This is a genomic window from Streptosporangium sp. NPDC048047, assembly GCF_040653115.1.
Classification (GTDB): Bacteria; Actinomycetota; Actinomycetes; order Streptosporangiales; family Streptosporangiaceae; genus Streptosporangium.
This window is the reverse complement of the sequence record NZ_JBEZNH010000019.1, coordinates 49,331-70,073: the sequence shown is the minus strand read 5'-3', so window position 1 is coordinate 70,073 and position 20,743 is coordinate 49,331. Positions and strand designations below refer to the sequence as shown.

Below are 20,743 nucleotides of genomic sequence, written 5' to 3'. Positions count from 1 at the left end.
CGGCTCCCGCCCCCTCGCGGGAGCCGTACCCGTGTTCACGGGCCGCACCGTTCCGCGCCGCCCGGCGACGGCGTCCTGGTCACGGGAGCCTCCTAGCTCCGCTAGCCTCGCCTACGGCACGTACACGCCGGGACGAAAGGCACCAAGTTGATCGGCTGGTTCGAAGCGGTGGTCCTCGGGCTCGTACAGGGGCTGACGGAGTTCCTGCCGATCTCCTCCAGTGCCCACATCAGGGTCGTCTCGGCGCTCCTGGGCTGGCAGGACCCGGGTGCGGCGTTCACGGCGGTGATCCAGCTCGGCACCGAGGCCGCGGTGGTGATCTACTTCCGCCGGGACATCTGGGAGATCATCTCCACCTGGGCCCGGTCGCTGTGGCGGCCCGACCTGCGGTCCCACCACGCGGCGCGGATGGGCTGGTACGTCATCGCCGGTACGATCCCGATCGTCGTGCTGGGCCTGCTGTTCAAGGACAGCATCGAGACGGTCTTCCGCGACCTGCGCCTGATCGGCACCACCCTGATCGTCTTCGGTGTGATCCTGTGGCTGGCCGACCGCACCGCCCGCAACAAGCTCACGCTGCAGAAGAACCTCAGCCTCACCCACGCCCTGGTGTACGGCCTCGCCCAGTCGCTGGCCCTGATCCCGGGCGTCTCCCGCTCCGGCGGCACGATCAGCGCCGGTCTGGTGCTCGACTACCGCCGGGAGGAGGCCGCCCGGTACTCCTTCCTGCTGGCCATCCCGGCCGTGCTGGGCTCCGGTTTCCTGGAGCTGTTCAAGATCGGCGAGGGCCGGGCGCCCGAGTGGGGGCCGACCATCCTGGCGACGGTGATCTCGTTCTTCGTCGGCTACGCCGCGGTGGCGTGGTTCCTGAAGTACATCAGCACCCACCGCTTCACCGGCTTCGTGGTCTACCGGATCATCCTGGGCGTCGCCATCATCGCCCTGGTCTCCTCCGGCGTCCTCAACCCCATGGCGTAGTCCCCGCGCGGACGGCGCAACCGGGACGACGGACGCCCCGGAGGGCCGGGACCGCGCGGTCGTCCGGATCGGGAAGACTGGACGGGTGCGTCCCGACCGCTTCGACCTGCCCGTCCGCCACGCCCTGCCCGAGCTGCTCGCGGCACTGGACGAGCGCGGCGTCGCCGTGCTCGCCGCGCCGCCCGGCACGGGCAAGACCACGCTCGTCCCGCTCGTCCTGGCCGGACTCGCCGGAGCCCGCCGACCCGCGGGCGAGCCGGTTCCCGGCCAGGAACCGGGGCGGGTGATCGTCTCGGAGCCCCGCCGGATGGCGGCGCGGGCCGCGGCCCGCCGGATGGCCTGGATGCTGGACTCCCGGGTCGGTGCGGAGATCGGGTTCTCGGTCCGGGGCGAGCGCAGGGCCGGACCGGACACGGTCGTCGAGGTCGTCACCACCGGGGTCCTGCTCCAGCGGCTGCAACGCGACCCCGAGCTGGCAGGCGTCGGCACCGTCCTGCTGGACGAGTGCCACGAGCGCCACCTGGACGCCGACACCGCCCTCGCCTTCCTCCTCGACGTCCGCGCCACCCTCCGCCCCGACCTGCGGATCGTCGCCGCCTCCGCCACCGCCGACGCCGAACCGTGGGCCCGGCTGCTCGGCTCCGGCGCCCCGCCGTACGGCGACGCGGCGTCCGGTGACCCTCGCGGCGCCTCGTCCGGCACGGCACCGCCCTCGCCGTCCTCCGGCGCGGCGGGCGGCGACCACGCGGCCGGCGGCCCGCCGTACGGCACCGGCGTCTCCGGCGGCGACGTGGCGCCGGTCGTGCGGGCCTCCGGTGAGGCGCACCCCGTCACGCCCGTCTGGGCGCCCCCGCCGGGCCCGGTGACGCCGCCGCGCGGCCTGCGGGTGGACCCGGCGTTCCTGTCCCACGTCGCCGCCGTCGTACGGCGCGCCCTGGCCGAACGGGAGGGGGACGTACTGTGCTTCCTGCCGGGGGTCGGCGAGATCGGCCGGGTCGCCGCGCTGCTCGGCGGGCACACCGGGGGCGCCGAGATCCTCCAGGTTCACGGGCAGGCCCCGGCCCGCGTCCAGGACGCGGTGCTCTCCCCCGGCCGGGGACGACGGGTCGTGCTCGCCACCTCGGTCGCCGAGTCGAGCCTGACCGTGCCCGGCGTCCGGGTCGTGGTCGACTCGGGTCTGGCCCGCGAGCCCCGCACCGACCACGCCCGCGGCCTGGGCTCGCTCGTCACGGTCCGCGCGTCCCGGGCGTCGGCCGTCCAGCGTGCCGGGCGGGCGGGCCGCGAGGCTCCGGGGACGGTGTACCGATGCTGGTCGCAGGCCGAGCACGACCGTCTGCCCGAGTACGCGCGGCCCGAGATCGCCCTGGCCGACCTGACCGGCTTCGCCCTCCAGGCCGCCTGCTGGGGCGACCCCGAGGCCACCGGTCTCGCGCTGCTCGACCCGCCCCCGCCGGCCGCGATGGACGCCGCCCGGCGGACCCTCCTCGCCCTGGGAGCCCTGGGAGCCCTGGGAGCCTCCGCCGGACCCGTCGCTCCCGGTGGACCCGGCGTCCCCGGAGGCCGGGTCACCGCCCGGGGCCGCATGATGGCCGCCGCGGGGGTCCACCCCCGCCTGGCCCGCGCCCTGATCGACGCGGGTCCCCGGGCCGCCGAGGTGGTGGCGCTGCTGTCGGAGCCGCTGCCCCGGGACGCCGGTGACGACCTGGTGGCGATCTGGCGTTCCGTCCGGCGGGGCGGGAACGGGCCCGGGGACGGCTTCCCGGCCCGCTGGCGCGGGGAGGCCGCCCGCCTGGCCCGCGCCGTACCCCGTGAGGACGCCGGCCGGGACGGGACCGCGCCGGAACCGTCACGCCGCCCGGGGAGCGGTGAACGCGCGGCCGGCCGCTCCGGGACGCGGCGATCCGGAGACGGCGGCCCCGGAACCGGCGGGCCCGGGTCCGACGACGCCGTGGCCGGGCTGACGGTGGCGCTGGCCTACCCGGAGCGGGTGGCCCGGCGGCGCGGCGGCGCGTACCTGATGGCGTCGGGGACGGCGGCGGAGCCGCCCGCCGGGTCGCGGCTGGGCGACGCGGAGTGGCTGGCGATCGCGGTGGCGGACCGGCCGGTGGGGTCGGCGGCGGCGAGGATCAGGCAGGCCGTCGTGATCGACGAGGAGACCGCCCGGCTGGCCGCCGCGTCCCTGTACGAGGCCGCCGAGGAGGTCGCCTGGCGGATCCCGCCGGGTGAGCGGCGCGGCGACGTCTCGGCGCGCCGGGTGGAGCGCCTGGGCGCCGTCGAACTGTCGTCGGTCCCGCTGCGCGACGCCGATGTCCGGCCCGCCGTACTCGCGGGCCTGCGCGCCGAGGGTCTCTCGCTGCTGCGCTGGACGCCCGAGGCCGTCGCGCTGCGCGAGCGTTTGGCGTTCTGCCGGCGCGCGCTCGGCGACCCCTGGCCCGCGACGGACGACGACGCCCTCGTCGAGGCTGCCGACCGGTGGCTGGAGCCGGAGCTGTCGCGCGCCCGCCGCCGCGCCGACCTGGAGCGCGTCGACGTGGCCGCCGCGCTGCACCGCCTCGTCCCGTGGAACGCCCGGTTGGCGGAGGTCGCCCCCGAGCGGATCGAGGTGCCCAGCGGCTCGCGGGTCAGGATCGACTACTCCGGCGACCGGCCGGTCCTGGCGGCGAAGCTGCAGGAGCTGTTCGGCTGGGAGGAGGCCCCGCGGATCGCCGGGGTGCCGCTGGTGGTGCACCTGCTGTCCCCGGCGGGCCGTCCGGCCGCCGTCACCGGCGACCTGGCCACGTTCTGGCGCGAGGGCTACCGCGCGGTCCGGGCGGAGCTGCGGGGCCGCTATCCCCGCCATCCCTGGCCGGAGGACCCCCTGTCGGCGGTCGCCACCCGCCGCGCCAACCCGCGCCGCTGACGGGGTTCAGCGCGGGCGGACTCCGTCGATGGCGAGTGCCAGCAGGCGGTCGGCTTCGGCCGGGCCGTCGGGCTCCTGCTCGGTGGCCAGGGAGATGGCGCCGACGAGCTTCAGGAGATGGGTGACGGCGATCCCGGGGCGCACCGCGTCCGCGGCCCGTGCGCGGGCGAGGAGCCCCTCGCCCGCCGTGATGATCATTTCGTGACAGGTACGGCCGAGCGCCGGGTCGCCGCCGCTCATCAGCGAGGCGCCGAGGCCCCGGTTGGCCGCGGCGTGGGCGCCGACGGCGCGAAGCCAGGTGAACAGCGCCTCTCCCGGGTCGGAGGCGGTGAGCAGGTCATCGGCCCTGGCGCAGAGCGCCTTCACCCGGTCTTCGAAGACCGCTTCCAGGAGGGCCCGCCGGGTGGGGAAGTGCCGGTGCAGGGTCGCCGAGCCGACTTCGGCACGCCGGGCGATCTCCTCCAGCGACGCCTCGGCACCGTGCTCGGCGACGAGGGCCCCGGCGGCGGCCACGATCCGGTCGAAGTTGCGGCGGGCGTCGGCACGCATCCGCTGCCGGGATGGCACGACGGCGTCCTTGGACACTGCGGCTCCTGATGACTTGCTAAACGGGGTGGTCCTCCATATCGTAGCGAACGCCAAACGGAGGACCACCCCACTTAAGTGGACGGCTCCTCCTCGCATGAGCGCAGAGCTCGCATGAGCACAGAGGGAGAAGCGGTGACACCGACGAACAGGACCGTCGTGGTGGTGGGGGCGACCGGCTCGCAGGGCAGGGCCGTGACGCGTCACCTGCTCCGCGACGGCTGGCGGGTGCGTGCGCTCACCCGCGATCCGGACGGGGACGGCGCCCGGGCGCTGGCGCGGTCCGGTGCGCAGGTGATGCGGGCGCGGATGGAGGACGTCGCCTCCCTGACCGCGGCGGCCGAGGGCGCCTGGGGGCTGTTCAGCGTTCAGCCCACGGTCGGCTCGCCCGGCACCGCGCCCGGCTTCACCACCGAGGACGAGGTGCGCTGGGGCGTGAACGTCGCCGAGGCCGCGCACGCCGCCGGTGTCGGGCACCTGGTGTTCACCTCGGTCGCAGGCGCGGACCGCCATCCCGGCGAGAAGGTGCCGGTGAACCTGGTCAGCAAGTGGCGGATCGAGAGGCGCATCGCCGAGCTCGGCCTGCCCGCGACGATCCTGCGGCCGGTCTCCTTCATGGAGAACTTCACCGGCGGCTACGCGTTGCGGAACGGCATCCTGTCCACCGGGATCGCACCGGACACCGTCCAGCAGCTCATAGCCGTCGACGACGTCGGCGCCGTCACCGCGCTGGCCTTCTCCCGGCCCGGGGAGTGGATCGGCCGGGCGGTCTCCCTGGCCGCCGACGAGCTCACCCCCGTCCAGGTCGCCGAGGCCGTCGGGAAGGCACTGGGGATCCCACTGCCCTACGTCCAGATCCCGATCGAGGTGATCCGGGACCTGAGCGAGGACTTCGCCTACGCCAACGAATGGCTCAACGAGCGCGGCTACCGCGCGGACATCCCCGCCACCCGGCGGATCCATCCCGCCGCGATGGACTTCTCCACCTGGCTGAGCCGCACCGGCGCCGCGCGGATCTCCGCGTTCCTGGACTCCGCGCGCACCGCCGGGCAGGGCGCGTGAGCGTCCGCGCGCCCGGCCTCGGACGCGTCGGGATCTGGGCGGGGGAGTTCGACGCGCTCCCCGCGGCCGACGTCCGCCAGGCCGCGGCCGTGATCGAGGACCTCGGTTACGGCGCCCTGTGGATCCCCGAGACCACGGGTCGCGAAGCCGTCGCGCAGGCCGCGATCCTGCTGGCCGGCACCCGGCGGATCACCGTGGCCGCCGGGATGACCGACGTCTACGCCCGCGACGCGGTCACGGCCGCCGCCGCGCAACGCACCCTGGAGGAGGCCTTTCCCGGACGGTTCCTGCTCGGCCTGTGGGACGGCCATCCGAGCCTGGCCGAGGACGTCCGCGGCCACCGCTTCGGCCCTCCCCTGGCCACCATGCGCTCCTACCTCGACGCTCTCGACACCGCCCCGTTCGGGCCCCCCGCCACGACGGCCTCACCCCACCGCGTCCTGGCCGCACTGGACCCCGGCATGCTCGCCCTGGCCGCCGAACGCGCCCGGGGCGCGACCGTGCTGGGCATGCCCGTCGAGTACACCCGCACCGCACGCGAGATCCTCGGAGACGATCGTCTTCTGGCCGTCACCCAGTTGTGCGTCCTCGGCCGCGACCGCGCGCACACCGCCGAACCGGCCCGCACCACGGCCGCGGCCGCCCTGCCCAACCGCCGCGAACTGCTGCGCGGGCTCGGGCACCCGTCCCCGGAGACACTCGACGACCGGCTCGTCGAGGCGATCGTGGCCCACGGCCGCGCCGAGGACATCGCCCACCGTGTCCGGCGGCACCTCGACGCCGGAGCCGACCACGTCAGCCTGCACGTCGTGACGGCCGGGTCGCACGTCCCGCTCACCCGGCGGTGGGAGGAACTCGCCGCGCACCTCCTCGCTTGATCCGGCGCCGCCGGCCTGCGGTGAACGAGCCTCGGTGAAACCGGGCGGCCGGCCCCCGCGGCTGCGGCGCGGCCCGTGTCCCACCGGGCGCCGCCCCGGTCACGGGGAGGCCGTACGGCCGGGCCCGGCCGGTCCGGTCAGGCGGGTGCGGCGGTGATCTTGGACGGGTTCATCATCCACAGCACCCGGTCGATGCCCTCGGCGGAGGCGTCGACCGTGAGGACCGTGAACACCTCGCCGTCGCGGCTGAGCAGAGCGGACGTCTGCCCGTTCGTGCTCGCGTACCGCACGTCGACGCCGTCCCAGAAGTGGCTCGCGAACGCCCTGACGTACTTCGCCACCCGGGTCGCGCCCACAACGGGGAAACGGGAGGCGCGCACCGCGCCGCCGCCGTCGGAGTAACTGATCGCGTCCGCGGCGAGGATCTCCTCCAGCGCGTCCAGGTCGCCGGAGCGGGCGGCGGTGACGAAGGCCGTCAGCAGCCGGCGCTGCTCGTCCCTGGCCACGGGCGCGCGGCGTCCTTCGAGCACGTGCCTGCGGGCCCTGCTGACCAGCTGGCGAACGGCCGGCTCGCTCGCCCCGACGATCTCGGCGATCTGCCGGTAGGGGTAGTCGAAGGCCTCCCGCAGCACGTAGGCCGCCCGTTCGGTGGGCGAGAGCCGTTCCAGCAGGACCAGCACCGCGAACTCCAGCGCCTCGCCCCGCTCGGCGCCGAGGTAGGGGTCGGCGCCGGTGTCGACCGGTTCGGGCAGCCAGGGGCCGACGTAGGTCTCGCGCCGCGCCCGCGCGCTCTGGCTCTCGTTGATGGCCAGCCGGGTGGTCACCGTCGCCAGGAACGCGGCGGGGTTGTCCACCGCGGCGCGATCGCAGCCCTGCCAGCGCAGCCAGACGTCCTGGACCAGGTCCTCGGCCTCGGCGGCGCTGCCCAGCATCCGGTAGGCGATGCCGAACAGGCGGGGCCGCACGTCCGCGAACACCGCGACGGCGTGGTCCAGATCCCCCGCTCCGCCGGACGTCCCCACCGGCCCGCCGTCCACCACGCCGTCACCTCCCGCTCGGGTCTCCCCTCATCCTGTCATCCGCCCTCAGTGGAGCCCGACCGGGGCGGTAAGAGGTCTACCACCGTTTGAGGCCCCCTCAGATGAGGAGGCCGCTGCGGGCGGCCAGACCGCGCAGTTCCGGTGTCGTGCGCCCGGACGTCAGGAGACCGGAGACGAGGGACCTCACCGCCGGACGGCTGTGTGTTTCTTCGGGGGCGTGGCGTTCGGCGGTCAGGATCGCGCGTATGCAGTCGTCGCGACGGCCCAGTTGTCCGAGGGCTGCGGCGATGTCGGTGTGGTAGCGGGAGCGGCGTTCCACACTGGGAAGCTTCTGCGGTGTGATGGCGCTTGCGGCGGCCAGCGCCGCAGCGGGGTCACCGGCTGAGTTCTCCGCCGAGATGAGATGCAGCTGAACGGTGACCGGGCTGATGCCTCCGCCGTGGTCGCGCAGGAGAGTGGCGCCGCCGAGTTCGGTGGCGATGGCGGCGGCTTCGGCGGTGAGCTGCCGCATGCCCTGGCGGTCGCCGCTGCGCGCGGCGGTGTAGGCCGCCGATTGGATCAGCAGGCCACGTTCGGCGGCACCGGCGCGTCCTGCGCTGCGCAGGCCGGGATCGTCGGCGGCGGCCAGCGCGATGGACATGGCCTGGTCGTTCCACCCGGCTTTGCGAGCCAGGACGGCGAGGTTCCGCGCGGCTTCGGCCATGGTGAGCATGTCACCCCCTACTTCGGCGAGTTGGCGGGCACGGTCTGCCGCCATCCATCCGAGGTGATGCTCGTCGAGTTTGACGAGCATCCGGGTCACCAGGACGTAGGTCTGCGCGAGGGTCGTGTACTGATCCGTACCGGCGCCGAGGGCGTGCCCCGCGCGGATCAACCAGGGCAGGCGCACGGCTAGGCCGCCGTAGCAGCAGGCGTGGAAGTCGCTCAGGGCACGCGCAAGCTCCGCGGGTACCTGCTCCGGCGACAGCGCCGCCGGAGCGTCGCCCAACCCGAGCATCGCGTCGCGCAGGCCGACGACAAGCGCGTCGCCGAGCGTCGCCTCGCCGGGTTCCGCGCCTCTTACGGGGATGCGGGAGCTTGCGGCAGCGACAGCCGTGACCGCCAGGTTCGCCAGCAGATTCCTTCGCCGCACCGGGTCTTCACCATCCCCCCGCCGAGTGCTCTCCACCTTATGAGGAGGAGGCAGGCGAGGGTAAGCGACAGGCGCGGTGACCTGGCTGTGCCGGACATTCCATGGCGGGGCCAGACCGAACGCCTCACAGGCGATGCCCAGCGCCCCGGCGAAGCGGCGCAGCACCGCGACGTCGGTCATCGGTGAGATACCCCGTTCGTAGCGGGAGACCTGAGCGGCGGAGTACCCCGTCCTCTCACCGAGCTGGGCCAGCGTCAGCCGTTGCGCCTGTCGTGCTTGACGAACGAGATCCCCGGGCGTTGTGATCACCTGGGGGATTGCTCGTGGACTGCCAATCGCATCCATACCCTGTCCCCGCTGGTAGCCGAGACTGTGTCTTTCCACGGTAGCCGCCAAGGGGGCCAGGGAAAGGGGCTTTGCGTCGGATGCAAACGCCTTTGCAGCTCATGCCAGTGTCTCTCCCGCAGGCCGACGAGATGCGGTGACCTCGAAGGGCAGACGGCTCGCGCTGTGCGGGCCGCCATCCGGATCCCTTCCAGGAGGTCTCGATGCACTCTCCGCTTCCCGTCCGGCCCCCAGCGCTTTCCGCCGTGGATGAACGCCTGGCCCCCGGCTACTACGTACAGGTCGGCGACCTCACCCCTCGCATCGCGCAGCTGCTGGCACGCTGCACAACGGTCTTCGACATCAAGGACGCGATGGCCGCCGACCTCGACGGCTTCACCGGTGCGGGCGAGGAGCCGCGCGGTGCCGTGGAGGACGGCGCCCTGATCGAGGGCGACGTCATCGTCCAGGCCGGCGCTCGCGTCGAACAGGGCGCTCGAATCGCTGGGCCGGTGCTGATCTGCGCTGGTGCGGTCATCGCCGCCGGCGCGCTGGTGCGCGACCACAGCATCGTCGGTCCCGGCTGCCGCGTCGGGTTCGGTGCTGAGATCACCCGTAGCCTGCTGGCTGGGCACGTCTTCGCCAAGCACCCGTGCTTCATCGGCGACTCGGTGATCGGGCGGCGCGTCAACGTCGGCGCGTTCTGCTCCACCACCGGGTTACGGTGCGATCGAGGATCGGTCGCCGAACCGGCGATCGAGGAGATCACCGTCACCCTGGACGGCCATCGGATCGGCACCGGGCAGACGAAGTTCGGCGCCATCATCGGCGACGAGGTCGCCCTACCGGCCGGGACTGTGCTGTCTCCGGGGACGCTGATCGGCCCCGGCACAGTGATTTACCCGCGCGGCCACGTCGGCGGGTTCCTGCCAACCGGCTCCCGGGTGCGGTGACAACCATGATCATCATCCCTGACCGGGCCGCACTGGACACCGCCGTCGTGCAGGTCGCCGGCGGACGGCCCCTGCACGGCCGTGTCCCGGTGCAGGGCAGCAAGAACATCGCCCTGCACCTGTATGCCGCCGCGCTGCTGGCGGACGCGCCGGTTACGCTCATCGCGGCGCCCGACATCATCGACACCGGCGTATGTGCCCAGATCCTCACATACACCGGAGCCTGCGTCACCACCGCGCTGGGCCGGTTCGCCGTGGCCCCGGCCGAGGCGGTCCGCCCGGTCATCCACTCCGACCTCGGCCGACAGGTCCGCACGACCGCCGTCCTGGCTGCCGCGGTGCTGGCCCGCGCCGGGCAGGTCGACTTCCCTTACCCTGGCGGGGACGCCTTCTGTGCCCGGCTGATCGACCGGCATCTGGCGGCGATGCAGTCCGCCGGTGCCGAGATCACCGCTGATACCACCGGCATCCGCGCCCGCTACGGTCCCCGTGGTCCGCAGGCGTTCACCATGGATGTGGCGACCCCGTACGGGCCGAGCCTGGGGGCGACGGTGACGGCGATGCTGCTGGCCGCCCGGATCCCGGGCACCAGCCTGATCACGAACCCGTCGATCGAGCCGGAGGTCATCGAGACCGCCCGGTTCCTGGCCGAGCGCGGTGTCGGCATCGGGTTCGACGGCCACGGGCTGCACGTCAATGGGACCGACCGGATCGGTGGCGGGGCGTTCACCGTCATCGGTGACCGGATCGAAGCCGCCACCATGATCATGGCTGCTGCCGCCACCGGCGGTGACGTCCACCTTGATGGGATCACCACCGCCGCCTTCCCCGAGGGCCTCACCGCGGCCCTGGCAGCGACGGGCGTCACCGTCACCGACGACCGGGCCGGCGGCGTCCACACCACCCTGGACGGTCCCCTGCGAGGCATCGACGTGGCCACCGGCCCGCACCCGGCGTTGCCGACCGACACCGCGCCGCAACTCGCGGCGATGCTCACCCAGGCCCGCGGCACCTCCCTGATCGCCGAGGGGGTGTATCCGCGTCGCGACACTCACGTGGAGGGCCTGCGAGCATTCGGCGCCGACATCTTCTCCACCGGCGCGGTCGTCTGCCTGCGCGGACCCGTCCGGCTGCACGCCACCACGGCGGCCGCCGCCGATATCCGCGCGGTGACCGCTTTGCTGATCGCCGCGCTGACCGTCGACGGTGTCTCTACGATCCGGGGGGCGTACCACCTCCGGCGCGGCTATGGCCATCTGCTGGCCAACTTCGTCACGCTGGGAGCCGACGTCACCACCGTGGAGGGCCCCTGATGCCTGCCGTACCGTTCAGTGCCGACGACACCGCCCGGCTGCGGGACGCCCTGGGGAAGGTGATCGCTGACGGCGCCGCCCCCGGTGGCGTCATCGTCTGCGGCACCATCGACGGGCAGCGCGAGGTCCTCACCGGCGGCATCATCGCCACCGAGGCGGGGAATGCGGTCCCGGCCGAGAGCACGATCTATGACATCGCGTCACTGACGAAGATTGTTTCGACGTGGCCGCTGGTCGGCCGGGCCCTCGACGCCGGCCTGCTAGACCTGGACGCGCCCGTGCGCAACGTCCTGCCCGCCGTCAGCGGGGAGGCGCCGAGCGGCGAGGCGACCGTACGCCAGCTCTTGGCCCACACCTCCGGCGTGCGGGCGGCGACCCGGCTGGACCGCTACCGGGGCGCGGACGCGCCGCTGCACGAACTGCTGTGCCGTGAGCCGCTCGAGGACGCGCCCGGCTGCCACCGTTACATCAACCGCGGCTACATCCTCCTCGGCCTGGCCCTCGCACACGTCCACGGCCGGCCACTGGATGCTCTCGCCGACGAGCTATGGCGGTGCCTGGGGATGCGGTCCACGATGTACGGGCCCGTGGGCCGCGGACCGCACGTCGCGCCGACCGAGCAGCGCATCCCCGGCGCACCGCGCATCTGGGGTGCCGCACACGATGACAACGCCGCGCTCATGGGCGGCGTGGCCGGCCACGCCGGCGTGTTCTCCACCCCGCACGACCTGGCTGTGTACGCCCATGCCCTGCTCGCCGCCCACGCCTGTGGTGACGGTCTGGGCGACTGGCTACGGGCGAGCCTTGTCACGCAGGCCGAGATCGAGCCGGGAGTGGACCGCGGCCTGTCGTGGATCCTCACCACCGGCAGGCGTGTCGCCTACCATCACGGTTTCACCGGCACCAGCCTCTACCTCGCCCCGGACGCCGGTCGCTACTTGGTGATCTGCACCAACGCCGTCTACCACGGCACCGCCCGATCCCGGATCGCGCCGCTGCGGACCCTTGCGCTCAAGCTGATCTCCGCCGCCTGGCGTTCGGAGACACGACATGAGTGACCTGCTGGCCGACCACACCACGCTGCGCGTCGGCGGTCCCGTCGGTCGACTGCTGGCCCACACCGACCCCGCCGCTTGGCCCGACCTCGTCCGCGCCGCCGCCACCGAATCCGCGGTGCCCTTCACCCTCGGCGGCGGCAGCAACGTCCTTGCCGACGACGCCGGATACCCGGGACCGGTGATCCGCGTGGCGACCCGCGGCATCTCCATCCGTCCCCTCGGTGGCGGCGTCGTGGACGTCACCGCTCACGCCGGCGAACCGCTGCAAGCACTCGTCGACGTCGTCCTCAACGAGGGCCTGTCGGGCATCGAGTACCTCGCGGGAATCCCGGGCACCGTAGGCGCCGCCCCAGTGCAGAACACCGGCGCCTACGGGCAGCAGATATCCGACACCCTGACACATTTGACCGTCTACGACTGGAGCCGCCATCAGTTGGGCGTCTTCCGCCCCGAGGCGTGCGGCTTCGGCTACCGCACCAGCATTTTCAAGACCCATCCGGGCCGGTGGACGATCCTGGAAGCCACCGTGCGCCTCACCTACAGCGCCCTGGCTGCTCCCGTCGCCTACCGGCCTCTCGCCCAAGCGCTCGGCGTGCCCCTCGGCACCCGGCCGCCGCTCAAGGAGGCGGCACACGGGGTCCTCGCCGACCGCCGCAGGCGTGGCCTGTCCCTGCCGGAAAGCGGCCCCGATGCCCGCCAGGCCGGGTCGGTCTTCCTCAACCCGGCCATCACCGCAGTTCAAGCAGCCGTGGTTCAGGCGGCGGGCGGCGTGGTCACGGTGGGAGACCGCGGTGTCCTGCGGACCAGCGCCGGATGGCTGCTCGAACTGGTCGGTTATCGTCCGGCCAGTCCCCTCACACCGGGGGTGTCCTGCTCGACGCGCCGAACCCTCACCTTCACCGCTCACGACGGCGTCACCGCGGCTTCCTTCCACGCTGCGGTACAGAAGGCGGCCGACGACGTGTTCGACACCACCGGCATCCGTCTGCATCCTGAGCCGGTGCGGCCTGCTCCGATACGACCGCTGCAACGGCCATACGGCTGAGCGGCCGGGTCTCGGGCTCCCCGGCGGAGCCGAAGGCCGACCTCGGTGAGGCGTGCGGCCCCTGTGCCCCACCCTGCCGGGCGCATTCCAAGAAAACGGGGCGGCGGGATACGGGTTGCGTGCGGTTCCGCTTTGGGCGCTATCGTGGTGATATCACTCCGATAGCAGAGGAGAGCACATGGAACGACGCGCCTTCCACTTCAACGGGTTCGCCGTGCTGGGCGGGCTGGTGCTGCTCGGCGCCGCCCTGGCCGCGGCGGGCCTGGCGGCCGGACCGGCCGTCCTGGTCGCCGCCGCGATCGCCTGGGGCGTCGTCGCGCTCGTCGTGGCCAGCGGTTTCACCGTGGTCAACCCGAACGACGGGATGGTGGTCCAGTTCCTCGGCCGCTACATCGGGTCCCTGCGCGACGCCGGTTTCCAGTGGACCGCGCCGTTCACCAACCGGCGGCGGATCACGCTGCGGGTGCGCAACTTCGAGACCGCCAAGCTCAAGGTCAACGACGCCGACGGCAACCCGGTGGAGATCGCCGCCGTCGTCGTCTACAGGGTGACCGACACCGCCAAGGCGGCCTTCTCCGTGGACGACTACGAGCAGTACGTGGCGATCCAGTCGGAGGCCGCCGTCCGGCACCTGGCCACCAGCCACCCCTACGACTCCCACGACGACAGCCGCACCAGCCTGCGCGACGGCGCGGAGGTCGCCACCGAGCTGACCGCCGAGCTGGGCGAGCGCACCCACCTCGCCGGGGTGGAGGTGCTGGAGGCGCGCATCACCCACCTGGCCTACGCACCGGAGATCGCCCAGGCCATGCTGGTCCGCCAGCAGGCCGCGCAGGTGGTCGCGGCGCGCACGCAGATCGTCGCCGGCGCGGTAGGAATGGTCCAGCTCGCGTTGACCCGGCTGGCCGAGGAGGATGTGGTGGATCTCGACGAGGAGCGCAGGGCCCAGATGGTGTCCAACCTGCTGGTGGTCCTGTGCGGTGACCGCGCGACCCAGCCGGTGGTGAACGCCGGCAGCCTGTATGGCTGAGCGCAAACGGATCCTGCTCAGGCTCGACCCGGCCGTCTACGAAGCGATCGCCAAGTGGGCGGCCGACGACCTGCGCAGCGTCAACGCCCAGCTGGAGTACGCCCTGCGCCTGGCCCTGCGCGGGGTGGGCCGCGAGGTCAGGCGGACGGGACGGGAGGCCGCGGACCATGACGAGCAGGGTGATAAGGGTGAACCCGGATAGCGCCGGATGACACGGACGGTACCCAACAAGTCACCTGATTGAGACGTGTAACGCTTCCGTCGGCGTGCCGTCCGTACCAGACTCGGGGCATGCCGTGGGTGGGGAAGTCCGCAGGTGAGATCGCGGAGGCCGTTCGACGTGGCAAGGCCGGCGCTCCGGAGGTGGTCGAGGAGCACCTGCGGCTGATCGCCGAGCGCGACGGGCGCGTCGGCGCGTTCCGCAAGGTCCGGACCGAACGGGCCATGGCCGAGGCGCGCGCCGTACAGGGGCGGCCGGACCTCGCCGAGCTGCCGCTGGCCGGGGTTCCGGTGGCGGTCAAGGACAACATCCCGGTCCGCGGCGAGTCGACGCGCAACGGGTCGGCGGCCTCCTCCAGCGAGGCCGCCGCCGCCGACCACCCGGTGGTCGCCCGGCTCAGGGCGGCGGGCGCGGTGGTCGTCGGCCTCACCAACGTGCCGGAGCTGTGCCTGGTCGGCTTCTCCGACAGCGTGTACGGCATGGCGCGCAACCCCTGGGACCCGCGGCGCACGCCGGGCGGCTCGTCGGGCGGCGCCGCCGCCGCGGTGGCCGCCGGGATGGTCCCGCTCGCCCAGGGCAACGACGGGCTCGGCTCGCTGCGCATCCCCGCCGCCTGCTGCGGGCTCGTGACGATCAAACCGGGTCCGGGCGTGGTCCCGCCGCCCGGGAACGACTGGCACGGGATGTCGGAGAACGGCCCGCTGGCCACGACCGTGGGCGACCTCGCGCTGGGCCTGGCGGTGATGGCCGGAGACATGTCCCTCGCGACGCCCGGCGACAGCGAGTACCTGGAGGCCGGCAGCGCCATCGACGACTACCCGGGCGGGCTGACCCCCGCGGAGCCGGTGCGGCTGCGGATCGCCACGGCGCCGGCGCCGCTGCCGCCGGGCTTCTGGGTGGACCCCGAGCTGCAGCGGGCCGTGGTCGAGGCGGGCCACACGCTCGCCGCCGCCGGGCACACCGTGGTGGAGCACGAGCCGAGGATGCCGAGCTGGGTCGGGGCCGCCGCGATCGCCGGCTGGTTCGCGTGCGCCCGTGAGGACACCGAGGACCTGGACCCGCGCCGGCTGGAGCGCCGCACCCGGGCGCTGGCCAAGGCCGGCCGGCTGCTCGCCCGATTCAGGCTGGACGGCTCGGCGGGCCGCGACCGCTGGCGCGCCCACGGCGCCGACCAGTGGTTCGGCAACGCCGATGTGCTGATCACCCCGACGCTCGCCGCCGTCCCGCCGCCCGCCGACCGCTGGGGCGACCGCGGGCTGCTGGCCAACGTGCGGGCCAACGTCACGTACGCCCCGGTCACCGCGGCCTGGAACATGGCCGGCTGGCCCGCCATGAACGTCCCGTACGGCTGGCACTCCACGGGCATGCCCATCGGGGTGCAGCTCGTCGCGCCCCCCGGAGGCGAGTCGCAGCTGCTGGCCCTGGCCGCCTGTCTGGAGACCGCCCACCCCTGGCTGCGCCACGCGCCGATGGACTGACGTTCCCATCCGTTCCTGCCCTTTTCCGGTCATACCCCCGGCCGGGGCCCGCACCGCGAACGATGCGCTGAAGCCGTTCGTCCAACAGATGTCGGACGAAGCGTTCAAAAGGGAGAGACATGCAGCCTTCCCGGCGGTTCACTGAGAAGGCCGCCCTGGCCGGGGCGGGTGTGCTGGCGGCGGGAGCCCTCGTCCTGGGAGGCACCGCCTGGTGGAACGGGCTCCGCGGGCCGGAGGTGACCACCGTGAAGGAGACGCGGAAGATCGCGAAGAGGGGGACCATGCTCACCAACGTGGTGTGCGGGGAAGGCAGGCGCGCCGTGGGCGGCGGCCACGCCTTCCACGGCACCTACAACGTGAGCGAACCGGTGTCCTTCCCGGTGAGCGCCCCCGAGAGCACGAGCGACCGCCCCGGCGCCGTCCAGAACGCGTGGGAGTTCGTCGTGCAGAACCCGACGGCCGAGGAGATCGACGTCGAGCTCTACGCGATCTGCGTCCCCGCCCGCTGACCCGCGTGCGGCCCGGCACGCGCGTGCCCGGAGGGGCCACCGCCCGCGCGGCCCGCGGCGCCGTACCGCCCGCCATGGACGGGACCGCCGGGGCGCGGCGCCGTTACCGGCCCCGGGGCGGACCCCGGAGCCGGTGCGCGGCCCGTCAGACGCCGGTGGGATGCCAGACGGTCTTGGTCTCCAGGAACGCCGTCAGGCGCCGGGTGCCCGGGTCGGCGGCCCAGTCGTCCGCCTGTCCGGCGGGCGCGGGGCGCAGGACCCGCTTGAGGTTCTCGGCCGCCGCCTCCTCGCACGCGACCGCGAGACCGGGGTCGGAGACGCCGGTGAGGTCGAGGGCGTTGACGTCCATGTGCCCGGCCAGCCAGGGCGCGATCTCCTTCGCCGAGCCGGTGAGGATGTTGACCACACCGCCCGGCAGGTCGGAGGTGGCGAGCACCTCGGCCAGGGTGACGGCCGGCAGCGGGGCCCGCTCGCTCGCGACGACCACGCAGGTGTTGCCGGTGACGATCACCGGGGCGATCACCGAGACGAGGCCCAGCAGCGGGTCGTCGGGGGCGACGACCGCCACCACCCCGGTCGGCTCCGGCGAGGAGACGTTGAAGTACGGCCCGGCGACCGGGTTGGCCGACCCCGCCACCGCGGCGATCTTGTCGGACCAGCCTGCGTACCAGACGAGCCGGTCCACGGCCGCGTCCACGACGTCCCCCGGTCGCTTGACCCCGGCGTCGGCCAGCTCGGCGGCGAACTGCGCCCGGCGGCCCTCCAGCATCTCGGCGATCCGGTAGAGGATCTGCCCCCGGTTGTACGGCGTCGCCCCGGACCAGCCGCCGAACGCCTTGCGCGCGGCGGCCACCGCGTCGCGGGCGTCCTTGCGGGACGCCCTGGAGGCGTTGGCCAGGAACTCGCCCTTGGAGGAGGTCACCGCGTAGGACCTTCCGCTCTCCGAACGCGGGAACGCCCCGCCGATGTACAGCTTGTACGTCTTGCGCACGGCCAGCCGTGCGGGCGACTCGGTCCTACTCATCTCCGCGCCCTCTCCGCGAGCTCTCCTGCTGTGCCAGCCTGGCCGGCACGAAGATCTGTCCGCACCGGCTCACCCCGCACCGGTGGGCGAACCAGCCGCGCGGCTCCGGGCGGCCGGCGCGGGCGAAACCGTGGCCCCGCGTCGCCTGGTCGCGACGGGTACGGCGCCGCTTCCGATCGTGGTCACACATCGAGGTACGCCTCCAGCCCATGCCTGCCGCCCTCCCGGCCGTAGCCGGACTCCTTGTAGCCGCCGAACGGGGAGGTCGGGTCGAACCGGTTGAAGGTGTTGGCCCACACGACGCCCGCGCGGAGCCGGTCGGCCATCCACAGGATGCGCGAGCCCTTCTCCGTCCACACGCCCGCCGACAGGCCGTAGGGGGTGTTGTTGGCCTTCTCCACCGCCTCGGCCGGGGTGCGGAAGGTCAGCACGGACAGCACCGGGCCGAACACCTCCTCCCGGGCGATGCGGTGCGACTGCGCGACGCCGGTGAAGATCGTCGGCGGGAACCAGAAGCCCCGCTCGGGCAGCTCGCACGCCGGGGACCAGCGCTCGGCGCCCTCCAGCTCACCGTGGTCGGACAGCTCGCGGATCCTCGCGAGCTGCGCGGCGGAGTTGATCGCGCCGATGTCGGTGTTCTTGTCCAGCGGGTCGCCCAGACGCAGCGTGGACAGGCGCCGCTTGAGCGCCTCCAGCAGCTCCTCGGCGATCGACTCCTGCACCAGCAGCCGGGAGCCCGCGCAGCAGACGTGCCCCTGGTTGAAGAAGATGCCGTTGACGATGCCCTCGACCGCCTGGTCGAGGGCGGCGTCGTCGAAGACGATGTTGGCGGCCTTGCCGCCGAGCTCCAGGGTGACCTTCTTGCGCGTCCCGGCGACGGACCGGGCGATCATCCGGCCGACCTCGGTGGAGCCGGTGAAGGCGACCTTGTCGACGTCCGGGTGGTTCACCAGCGCCGCGCCGGTCTCGCCCGCGCCGGTCACGATGTTGACCACGCCCGGCGGCAGGTCGGCCTGGCGGCAGATCTCGGCGAACAGCAGCGCGGTCAGCGGGGTGGTCTCGGCGGGCTTCAGCACGACCGTGTTGCCGCAGGCCAGCGCCGGGGCGATCTTCCACGCCAGCATCAGCAGCGGGAAGTTCCACGGGATGACCTGGCCGGCCACGCCCAGCGGCCGGGGGCTGGGACCGTACCCGGCGTAGGGGAGCTTGTCGGCCCAGCCGGCGTAGTAGAAGAAGTGCGCCGCGACCAGGGGGAGGTCCACGTCGCGCGACTCCCGGATCGGCTTGCCGTTGTCCAGCGACTCCAGCACGGCCAGCTCGCGGGAGCGCTCCTGGATGATGCGGGCGATCCGGAAGAGGTACTTGGCCCGTTCGGAGCCGGGCATCGCCGACCAGGCGCCGAACGCCTCGCGCGCGGCCCGGACGGCCCGGTCCACGTCGTCGGCGGACGCGGACGCCACCTCGGCCAGGACCTCCTCGGAGGCGGGGTTGACCGTCTTGAACGACGGGCCCGCGCCGTCGGTGAACTCGCCGCCGATGAACAGCCCGTAGGACGGCTTGATGTCGACGACGTCGCGGGACTCGGGGGCCGGTGCGTATTCGAACATCGTCAGTCCAGGGTGAAGTAGTCGGGGCCCGCGTACCGGCCGGTGGCCATCTTCTGGCGCTGCATCAGCAGGTCGTTGAGCAGGGAGGAGGCGCCGAGGCGGAACAGGTCCGGGGTGAGCCAGCCGTCGCCGGCGACCTCGTTGACCAGGACGAGCATCTTGATCGCGTCCTTGGTGGTGCGGATGCCGCCCGCGGGCTTGACGCCGACCGTGCGGCCGGTGGCGGCCAGGAAGTCGCGGACCGCCTCCAGCATGACCATCGTCACGGGATAGGTCGCGGCCGGCTGCACCTTGCCGGTGGAGGTCTTGATGAAGTCGCCGCCGGCCATCATGGCCAGCCAGGACGCCCGCCGTACGTTGTCGTAGGTCGCGAGCTCGCCGGTCTCCAGGATCACCTTCAGGTGCGCCTCGCCACAGGCTTCCTTGATCGCGACGATCTCCTCGAAGACCTTGACGTAGTCGCCGGACAGGAACGCGCCGCGGTCGATCACCATGTCGATCTCGTCGGCGCCCGCCTCGACGGCCAGCCGGGTGTCGGCCACCTTGACGTCGAGGGAGGAACGCCCGCTGGGGAACGCCGTGGCGACGCTGGCCACCTTCACACCCGACCCGGCGAGCGCGCCGACGGCCCCCGCCACCATGTCGGGGTAGACGCACACCGCGGCCACCTTGGGGACGGCCGGGTCGGCCGGATCGGGGTGGACCGCCTTGGCGCACATCGCGCGGACCTTGCCCGGCGTGTCGGCGCCTTCGAGGGTGGTCAGGTCCACCATGCGGATGGCCAGGTCGATGGCCTCCGCCTTGGCGGTCGTCTTGATGGAGCGGGTGCCGAGCATCGCGGCCCGCTGGTCGGCGCCGACACGGTCGACACCGGGCAGGCCGTGGAGGAAGGTTCGCAGCGCGACGTTGGACGAGGCCACGTCGGCGAACGAGGTAGTCACAGTTGACACCTCTACAGCATGCCGACTGGCGTGATTAGTTCCAAACCGGACACCGCCCAGGTCCGGGTCCGGGTTTCGGCAATGTTCGCCGAGGACGGCGGGAACACCTCCGGAACCGGGCGGGAACGAACCGGGACGAGGCCGGAGCCACCTGGAACCGATGGGAGGGAACAGCCCGACCTTGAGTGAAAAGGACATAGCGGACGGAGCGGCCCGACCCCCGGGCATGCCTAGGTACCCCCTAGGCATGCCCGGACCTGCCTAGGCATCCCCGTGGCGCGGAAGGCCTCCGGAGATAGGGCATCCGTCCGATGTGAGGGCGGGGGCCTTAGGCCGAATCTTGAGAGTGCAAGGAGAAAGCACCGCTCAAGAACGCCAGGAGGCGTCGACCATGAACCCCGAGCTTCACCACCAGCTCATCAGCGACCGCACCGCCGAGCTCCACCGGCAGGCCCGTGAGCACCGCCTCGCCCGCGAGGCGAAGGCCACCTCGGAGGGCCGGTCCGGCGGCGAGCGCCGCCGGAGCCTCCTCTCCCGGATCCTCCCCGCATGACCACGCCCCGAGAGCCCGGCCGCCACCCTCAGCCCGGCCGGGCTCAGCGGCCTCCCTGAGCCGTACGGCGGGCCCGCCTGCCGTACGGCAAATGGGGAGATAACTACCCATAAG

Annotated in this window: 19 protein-coding genes; 13 read left to right on the top strand and 6 right to left on the bottom strand. The window is 73.2% G+C overall.

Going from position 1 to position 20,743, the window contains the following annotated elements; translation table 11 throughout:
* Positions 1 to 147: 147 nt before the first annotated feature.
* Both AB0D67_RS18655 and AB0D67_RS18650 read left to right on the top strand, forming a co-directional pair.
* A complete protein-coding gene (locus AB0D67_RS18655) occupies positions 148 to 978 on the top strand; it encodes an undecaprenyl-diphosphate phosphatase (RefSeq protein ID WP_362936571.1) in 831 nt (276 codons plus the stop codon).
* An 85-nt stretch (positions 979 to 1,063) separates the two neighbouring features.
* Positions 1,064 to 3,877, top strand: a complete 2,814-nt coding sequence (locus AB0D67_RS18650) for an ATP-dependent helicase C-terminal domain-containing protein (protein WP_362936568.1) — start codon at positions 1,064 to 1,066, stop codon at positions 3,875 to 3,877.
* A gap of 6 nt (positions 3,878 to 3,883) precedes the next feature.
* On the opposite strand, the gene AB0D67_RS18645 is transcribed toward AB0D67_RS18650, so the two are convergent.
* Entirely contained in the window at positions 3,884 to 4,462 is a 579-nt protein-coding gene (locus AB0D67_RS18645) for a helix-turn-helix domain-containing protein (protein ID WP_362936565.1), read from the bottom strand.
* A 135-nt stretch (positions 4,463 to 4,597) separates the two neighbouring features.
* On the opposite strand from AB0D67_RS18645, the gene AB0D67_RS18640 reads away from it, so the two are divergent.
* Both AB0D67_RS18640 and AB0D67_RS18635 read left to right on the top strand, forming a co-directional pair.
* Positions 4,598 to 5,524 carry an NmrA/HSCARG family protein gene (locus tag AB0D67_RS18640; protein WP_362936562.1) on the top strand — a complete coding sequence of 309 codons (927 nt, stop codon included), beginning with the start codon at positions 4,598 to 4,600 and terminating at the stop codon, positions 5,522 to 5,524.
* Entirely contained in the window at positions 5,521 to 6,402 is an 882-nt protein-coding gene (locus AB0D67_RS18635) for a TIGR03620 family F420-dependent LLM class oxidoreductase (protein ID WP_362936559.1), read from the top strand. The genes AB0D67_RS18640 and AB0D67_RS18635 overlap by 4 nt, the downstream gene beginning before the upstream one ends.
* Before the next feature lie 137 nt (positions 6,403 to 6,539).
* Here the strand turns inward: AB0D67_RS18635 and AB0D67_RS18630 are convergent, their stop codons facing one another.
* Positions 6,540 to 7,442, bottom strand: coding sequence for an RNA polymerase sigma-70 factor (locus AB0D67_RS18630; protein WP_362936556.1), 903 nt, complete (start codon positions 7,440 to 7,442; stop codon positions 6,540 to 6,542).
* Positions 7,443 to 7,539: 97 nt separating this feature from the next.
* Positions 7,540 to 8,919 carry a helix-turn-helix transcriptional regulator gene (locus AB0D67_RS18625; protein WP_362936553.1) on the bottom strand — a complete coding sequence of 460 codons (1,380 nt, stop codon included), beginning with the start codon at positions 8,917 to 8,919 and terminating at the stop codon, positions 7,540 to 7,542.
* Positions 8,920 to 9,164: 245 nt separating this feature from the next.
* Between AB0D67_RS18625 and AB0D67_RS18620 the strand changes: the two genes are divergently transcribed.
* The 8 genes from AB0D67_RS18620 (at position 9,165) to AB0D67_RS18585 (ending at position 16,504) form a co-directional block, all read left to right on the top strand.
* The gene (locus AB0D67_RS18620; RefSeq protein WP_362936550.1) at positions 9,165 to 9,851 is read left to right on the top strand and encodes a hypothetical protein; all 687 of its coding nucleotides are present in this window, start codon (positions 9,165 to 9,167) and stop codon (positions 9,849 to 9,851) included.
* A gap of 5 nt (positions 9,852 to 9,856) precedes the next feature.
* Positions 9,857 to 11,164 carry a UDP-N-acetylglucosamine 1-carboxyvinyltransferase gene (locus AB0D67_RS18615; protein WP_362936547.1) on the top strand — a complete coding sequence of 436 codons (1,308 nt, stop codon included), beginning with the start codon at positions 9,857 to 9,859 and terminating at the stop codon, positions 11,162 to 11,164.
* Positions 11,164 to 12,222: a serine hydrolase domain-containing protein gene (locus tag AB0D67_RS18610; RefSeq protein ID WP_362936544.1), complete on the top strand. Its 1,059-nt coding sequence runs from the start codon at positions 11,164 to 11,166 to the stop codon at positions 12,220 to 12,222. Before AB0D67_RS18615 ends, AB0D67_RS18610 begins: the two co-directional genes overlap by 1 nt.
* Positions 12,215 to 13,267, top strand: a complete 1,053-nt coding sequence (locus AB0D67_RS18605) for a UDP-N-acetylmuramate dehydrogenase (protein WP_362936541.1) — start codon at positions 12,215 to 12,217, stop codon at positions 13,265 to 13,267. The genes AB0D67_RS18610 and AB0D67_RS18605 overlap by 8 nt, the downstream gene beginning before the upstream one ends.
* Before the next feature lie 178 nt (positions 13,268 to 13,445).
* Positions 13,446 to 14,297 (top strand): SPFH domain-containing protein, encoded by an 852-nt coding sequence (locus AB0D67_RS18600; protein WP_362936538.1) that lies wholly within the window; start codon positions 13,446 to 13,448, stop codon positions 14,295 to 14,297.
* Complete coding sequence (locus tag AB0D67_RS18595; protein ID WP_362936535.1) at positions 14,290 to 14,499, top strand: hypothetical protein; 210 nt, start codon at positions 14,290 to 14,292, stop codon at positions 14,497 to 14,499. Before AB0D67_RS18600 ends, AB0D67_RS18595 begins: the two co-directional genes overlap by 8 nt.
* A gap of 89 nt (positions 14,500 to 14,588) precedes the next feature.
* Positions 14,589 to 15,995, top strand: a complete 1,407-nt coding sequence (locus tag AB0D67_RS18590; RefSeq protein WP_362936532.1) for an amidase family protein — start codon at positions 14,589 to 14,591, stop codon at positions 15,993 to 15,995.
* 119 nt (positions 15,996 to 16,114) lie between these two features.
* A complete protein-coding gene (locus AB0D67_RS18585; RefSeq protein WP_362936529.1) occupies positions 16,115 to 16,504 on the top strand; it encodes a hypothetical protein in 390 nt (129 codons plus the stop codon).
* A 145-nt stretch (positions 16,505 to 16,649) separates the two neighbouring features.
* Here the strand turns inward: AB0D67_RS18585 and AB0D67_RS18580 are convergent, their stop codons facing one another.
* From AB0D67_RS18580 to deoC, 3 genes are all read right to left on the bottom strand, one after another.
* Complete coding sequence (locus tag AB0D67_RS18580; protein ID WP_362936526.1) at positions 16,650 to 17,528, bottom strand: aldehyde dehydrogenase family protein; 879 nt, start codon at positions 17,526 to 17,528, stop codon at positions 16,650 to 16,652.
* A gap of 182 nt (positions 17,529 to 17,710) precedes the next feature.
* Complete coding sequence (locus AB0D67_RS18575) at positions 17,711 to 19,135, bottom strand: aldehyde dehydrogenase family protein (RefSeq protein ID WP_362936523.1); 1,425 nt, start codon at positions 19,133 to 19,135, stop codon at positions 17,711 to 17,713.
* A 2-nt stretch (positions 19,136 to 19,137) separates the two neighbouring features.
* Complete coding sequence (gene deoC, locus AB0D67_RS18570; protein ID WP_362936751.1) at positions 19,138 to 20,076, bottom strand: deoxyribose-phosphate aldolase; 939 nt, start codon at positions 20,074 to 20,076, stop codon at positions 19,138 to 19,140.
* A gap of 391 nt (positions 20,077 to 20,467) precedes the next feature.
* Between deoC and AB0D67_RS18565 the strand changes: the two genes are divergently transcribed.
* A complete protein-coding gene (locus tag AB0D67_RS18565; protein WP_362936520.1) occupies positions 20,468 to 20,629 on the top strand; it encodes a hypothetical protein in 162 nt (53 codons plus the stop codon).
* Positions 20,630 to 20,743: the final 114 nt, after the last annotated feature.

Coding starts and splice junctions, on each gene's coding strand:
- AB0D67_RS18585 (WP_362936529.1), top strand. CDS start 16,115: ATGCAGCCTTCCCGGCGGTTCACTGAGAAGGCCGCCCTGGCCGGGGCG.
- AB0D67_RS18590 (WP_362936532.1), top strand. CDS start 14,589: ATGCCGTGGGTGGGGAAGTCCGCAGGTGAGATCGCGGAGGCCGTTCGA.
- AB0D67_RS18580 (WP_362936526.1), bottom strand. CDS start 17,528: ATGAGTAGGACCGAGTCGCCCGCACGGCTGGCCGTGCGCAAGACGTAC.
- AB0D67_RS18600 (WP_362936538.1), top strand. CDS start 13,446: ATGGAACGACGCGCCTTCCACTTCAACGGGTTCGCCGTGCTGGGCGGG.
- AB0D67_RS18610 (WP_362936544.1), top strand. CDS start 11,164: ATGCCTGCCGTACCGTTCAGTGCCGACGACACCGCCCGGCTGCGGGAC.
- AB0D67_RS18575 (WP_362936523.1), bottom strand. CDS start 19,135: ATGTTCGAATACGCACCGGCCCCCGAGTCCCGCGACGTCGTCGACATC.
- AB0D67_RS18625 (WP_362936553.1), bottom strand. CDS start 8,919: ATGGATGCGATTGGCAGTCCACGAGCAATCCCCCAGGTGATCACAACG.
- AB0D67_RS18565 (WP_362936520.1), top strand. CDS start 20,468: ATGAACCCCGAGCTTCACCACCAGCTCATCAGCGACCGCACCGCCGAG.
- AB0D67_RS18595 (WP_362936535.1), top strand. CDS start 14,290: ATGGCTGAGCGCAAACGGATCCTGCTCAGGCTCGACCCGGCCGTCTAC.
- AB0D67_RS18605 (WP_362936541.1), top strand. CDS start 12,215: ATGAGTGACCTGCTGGCCGACCACACCACGCTGCGCGTCGGCGGTCCC.
- AB0D67_RS18615 (WP_362936547.1), top strand. CDS start 9,857: ATGATCATCATCCCTGACCGGGCCGCACTGGACACCGCCGTCGTGCAG.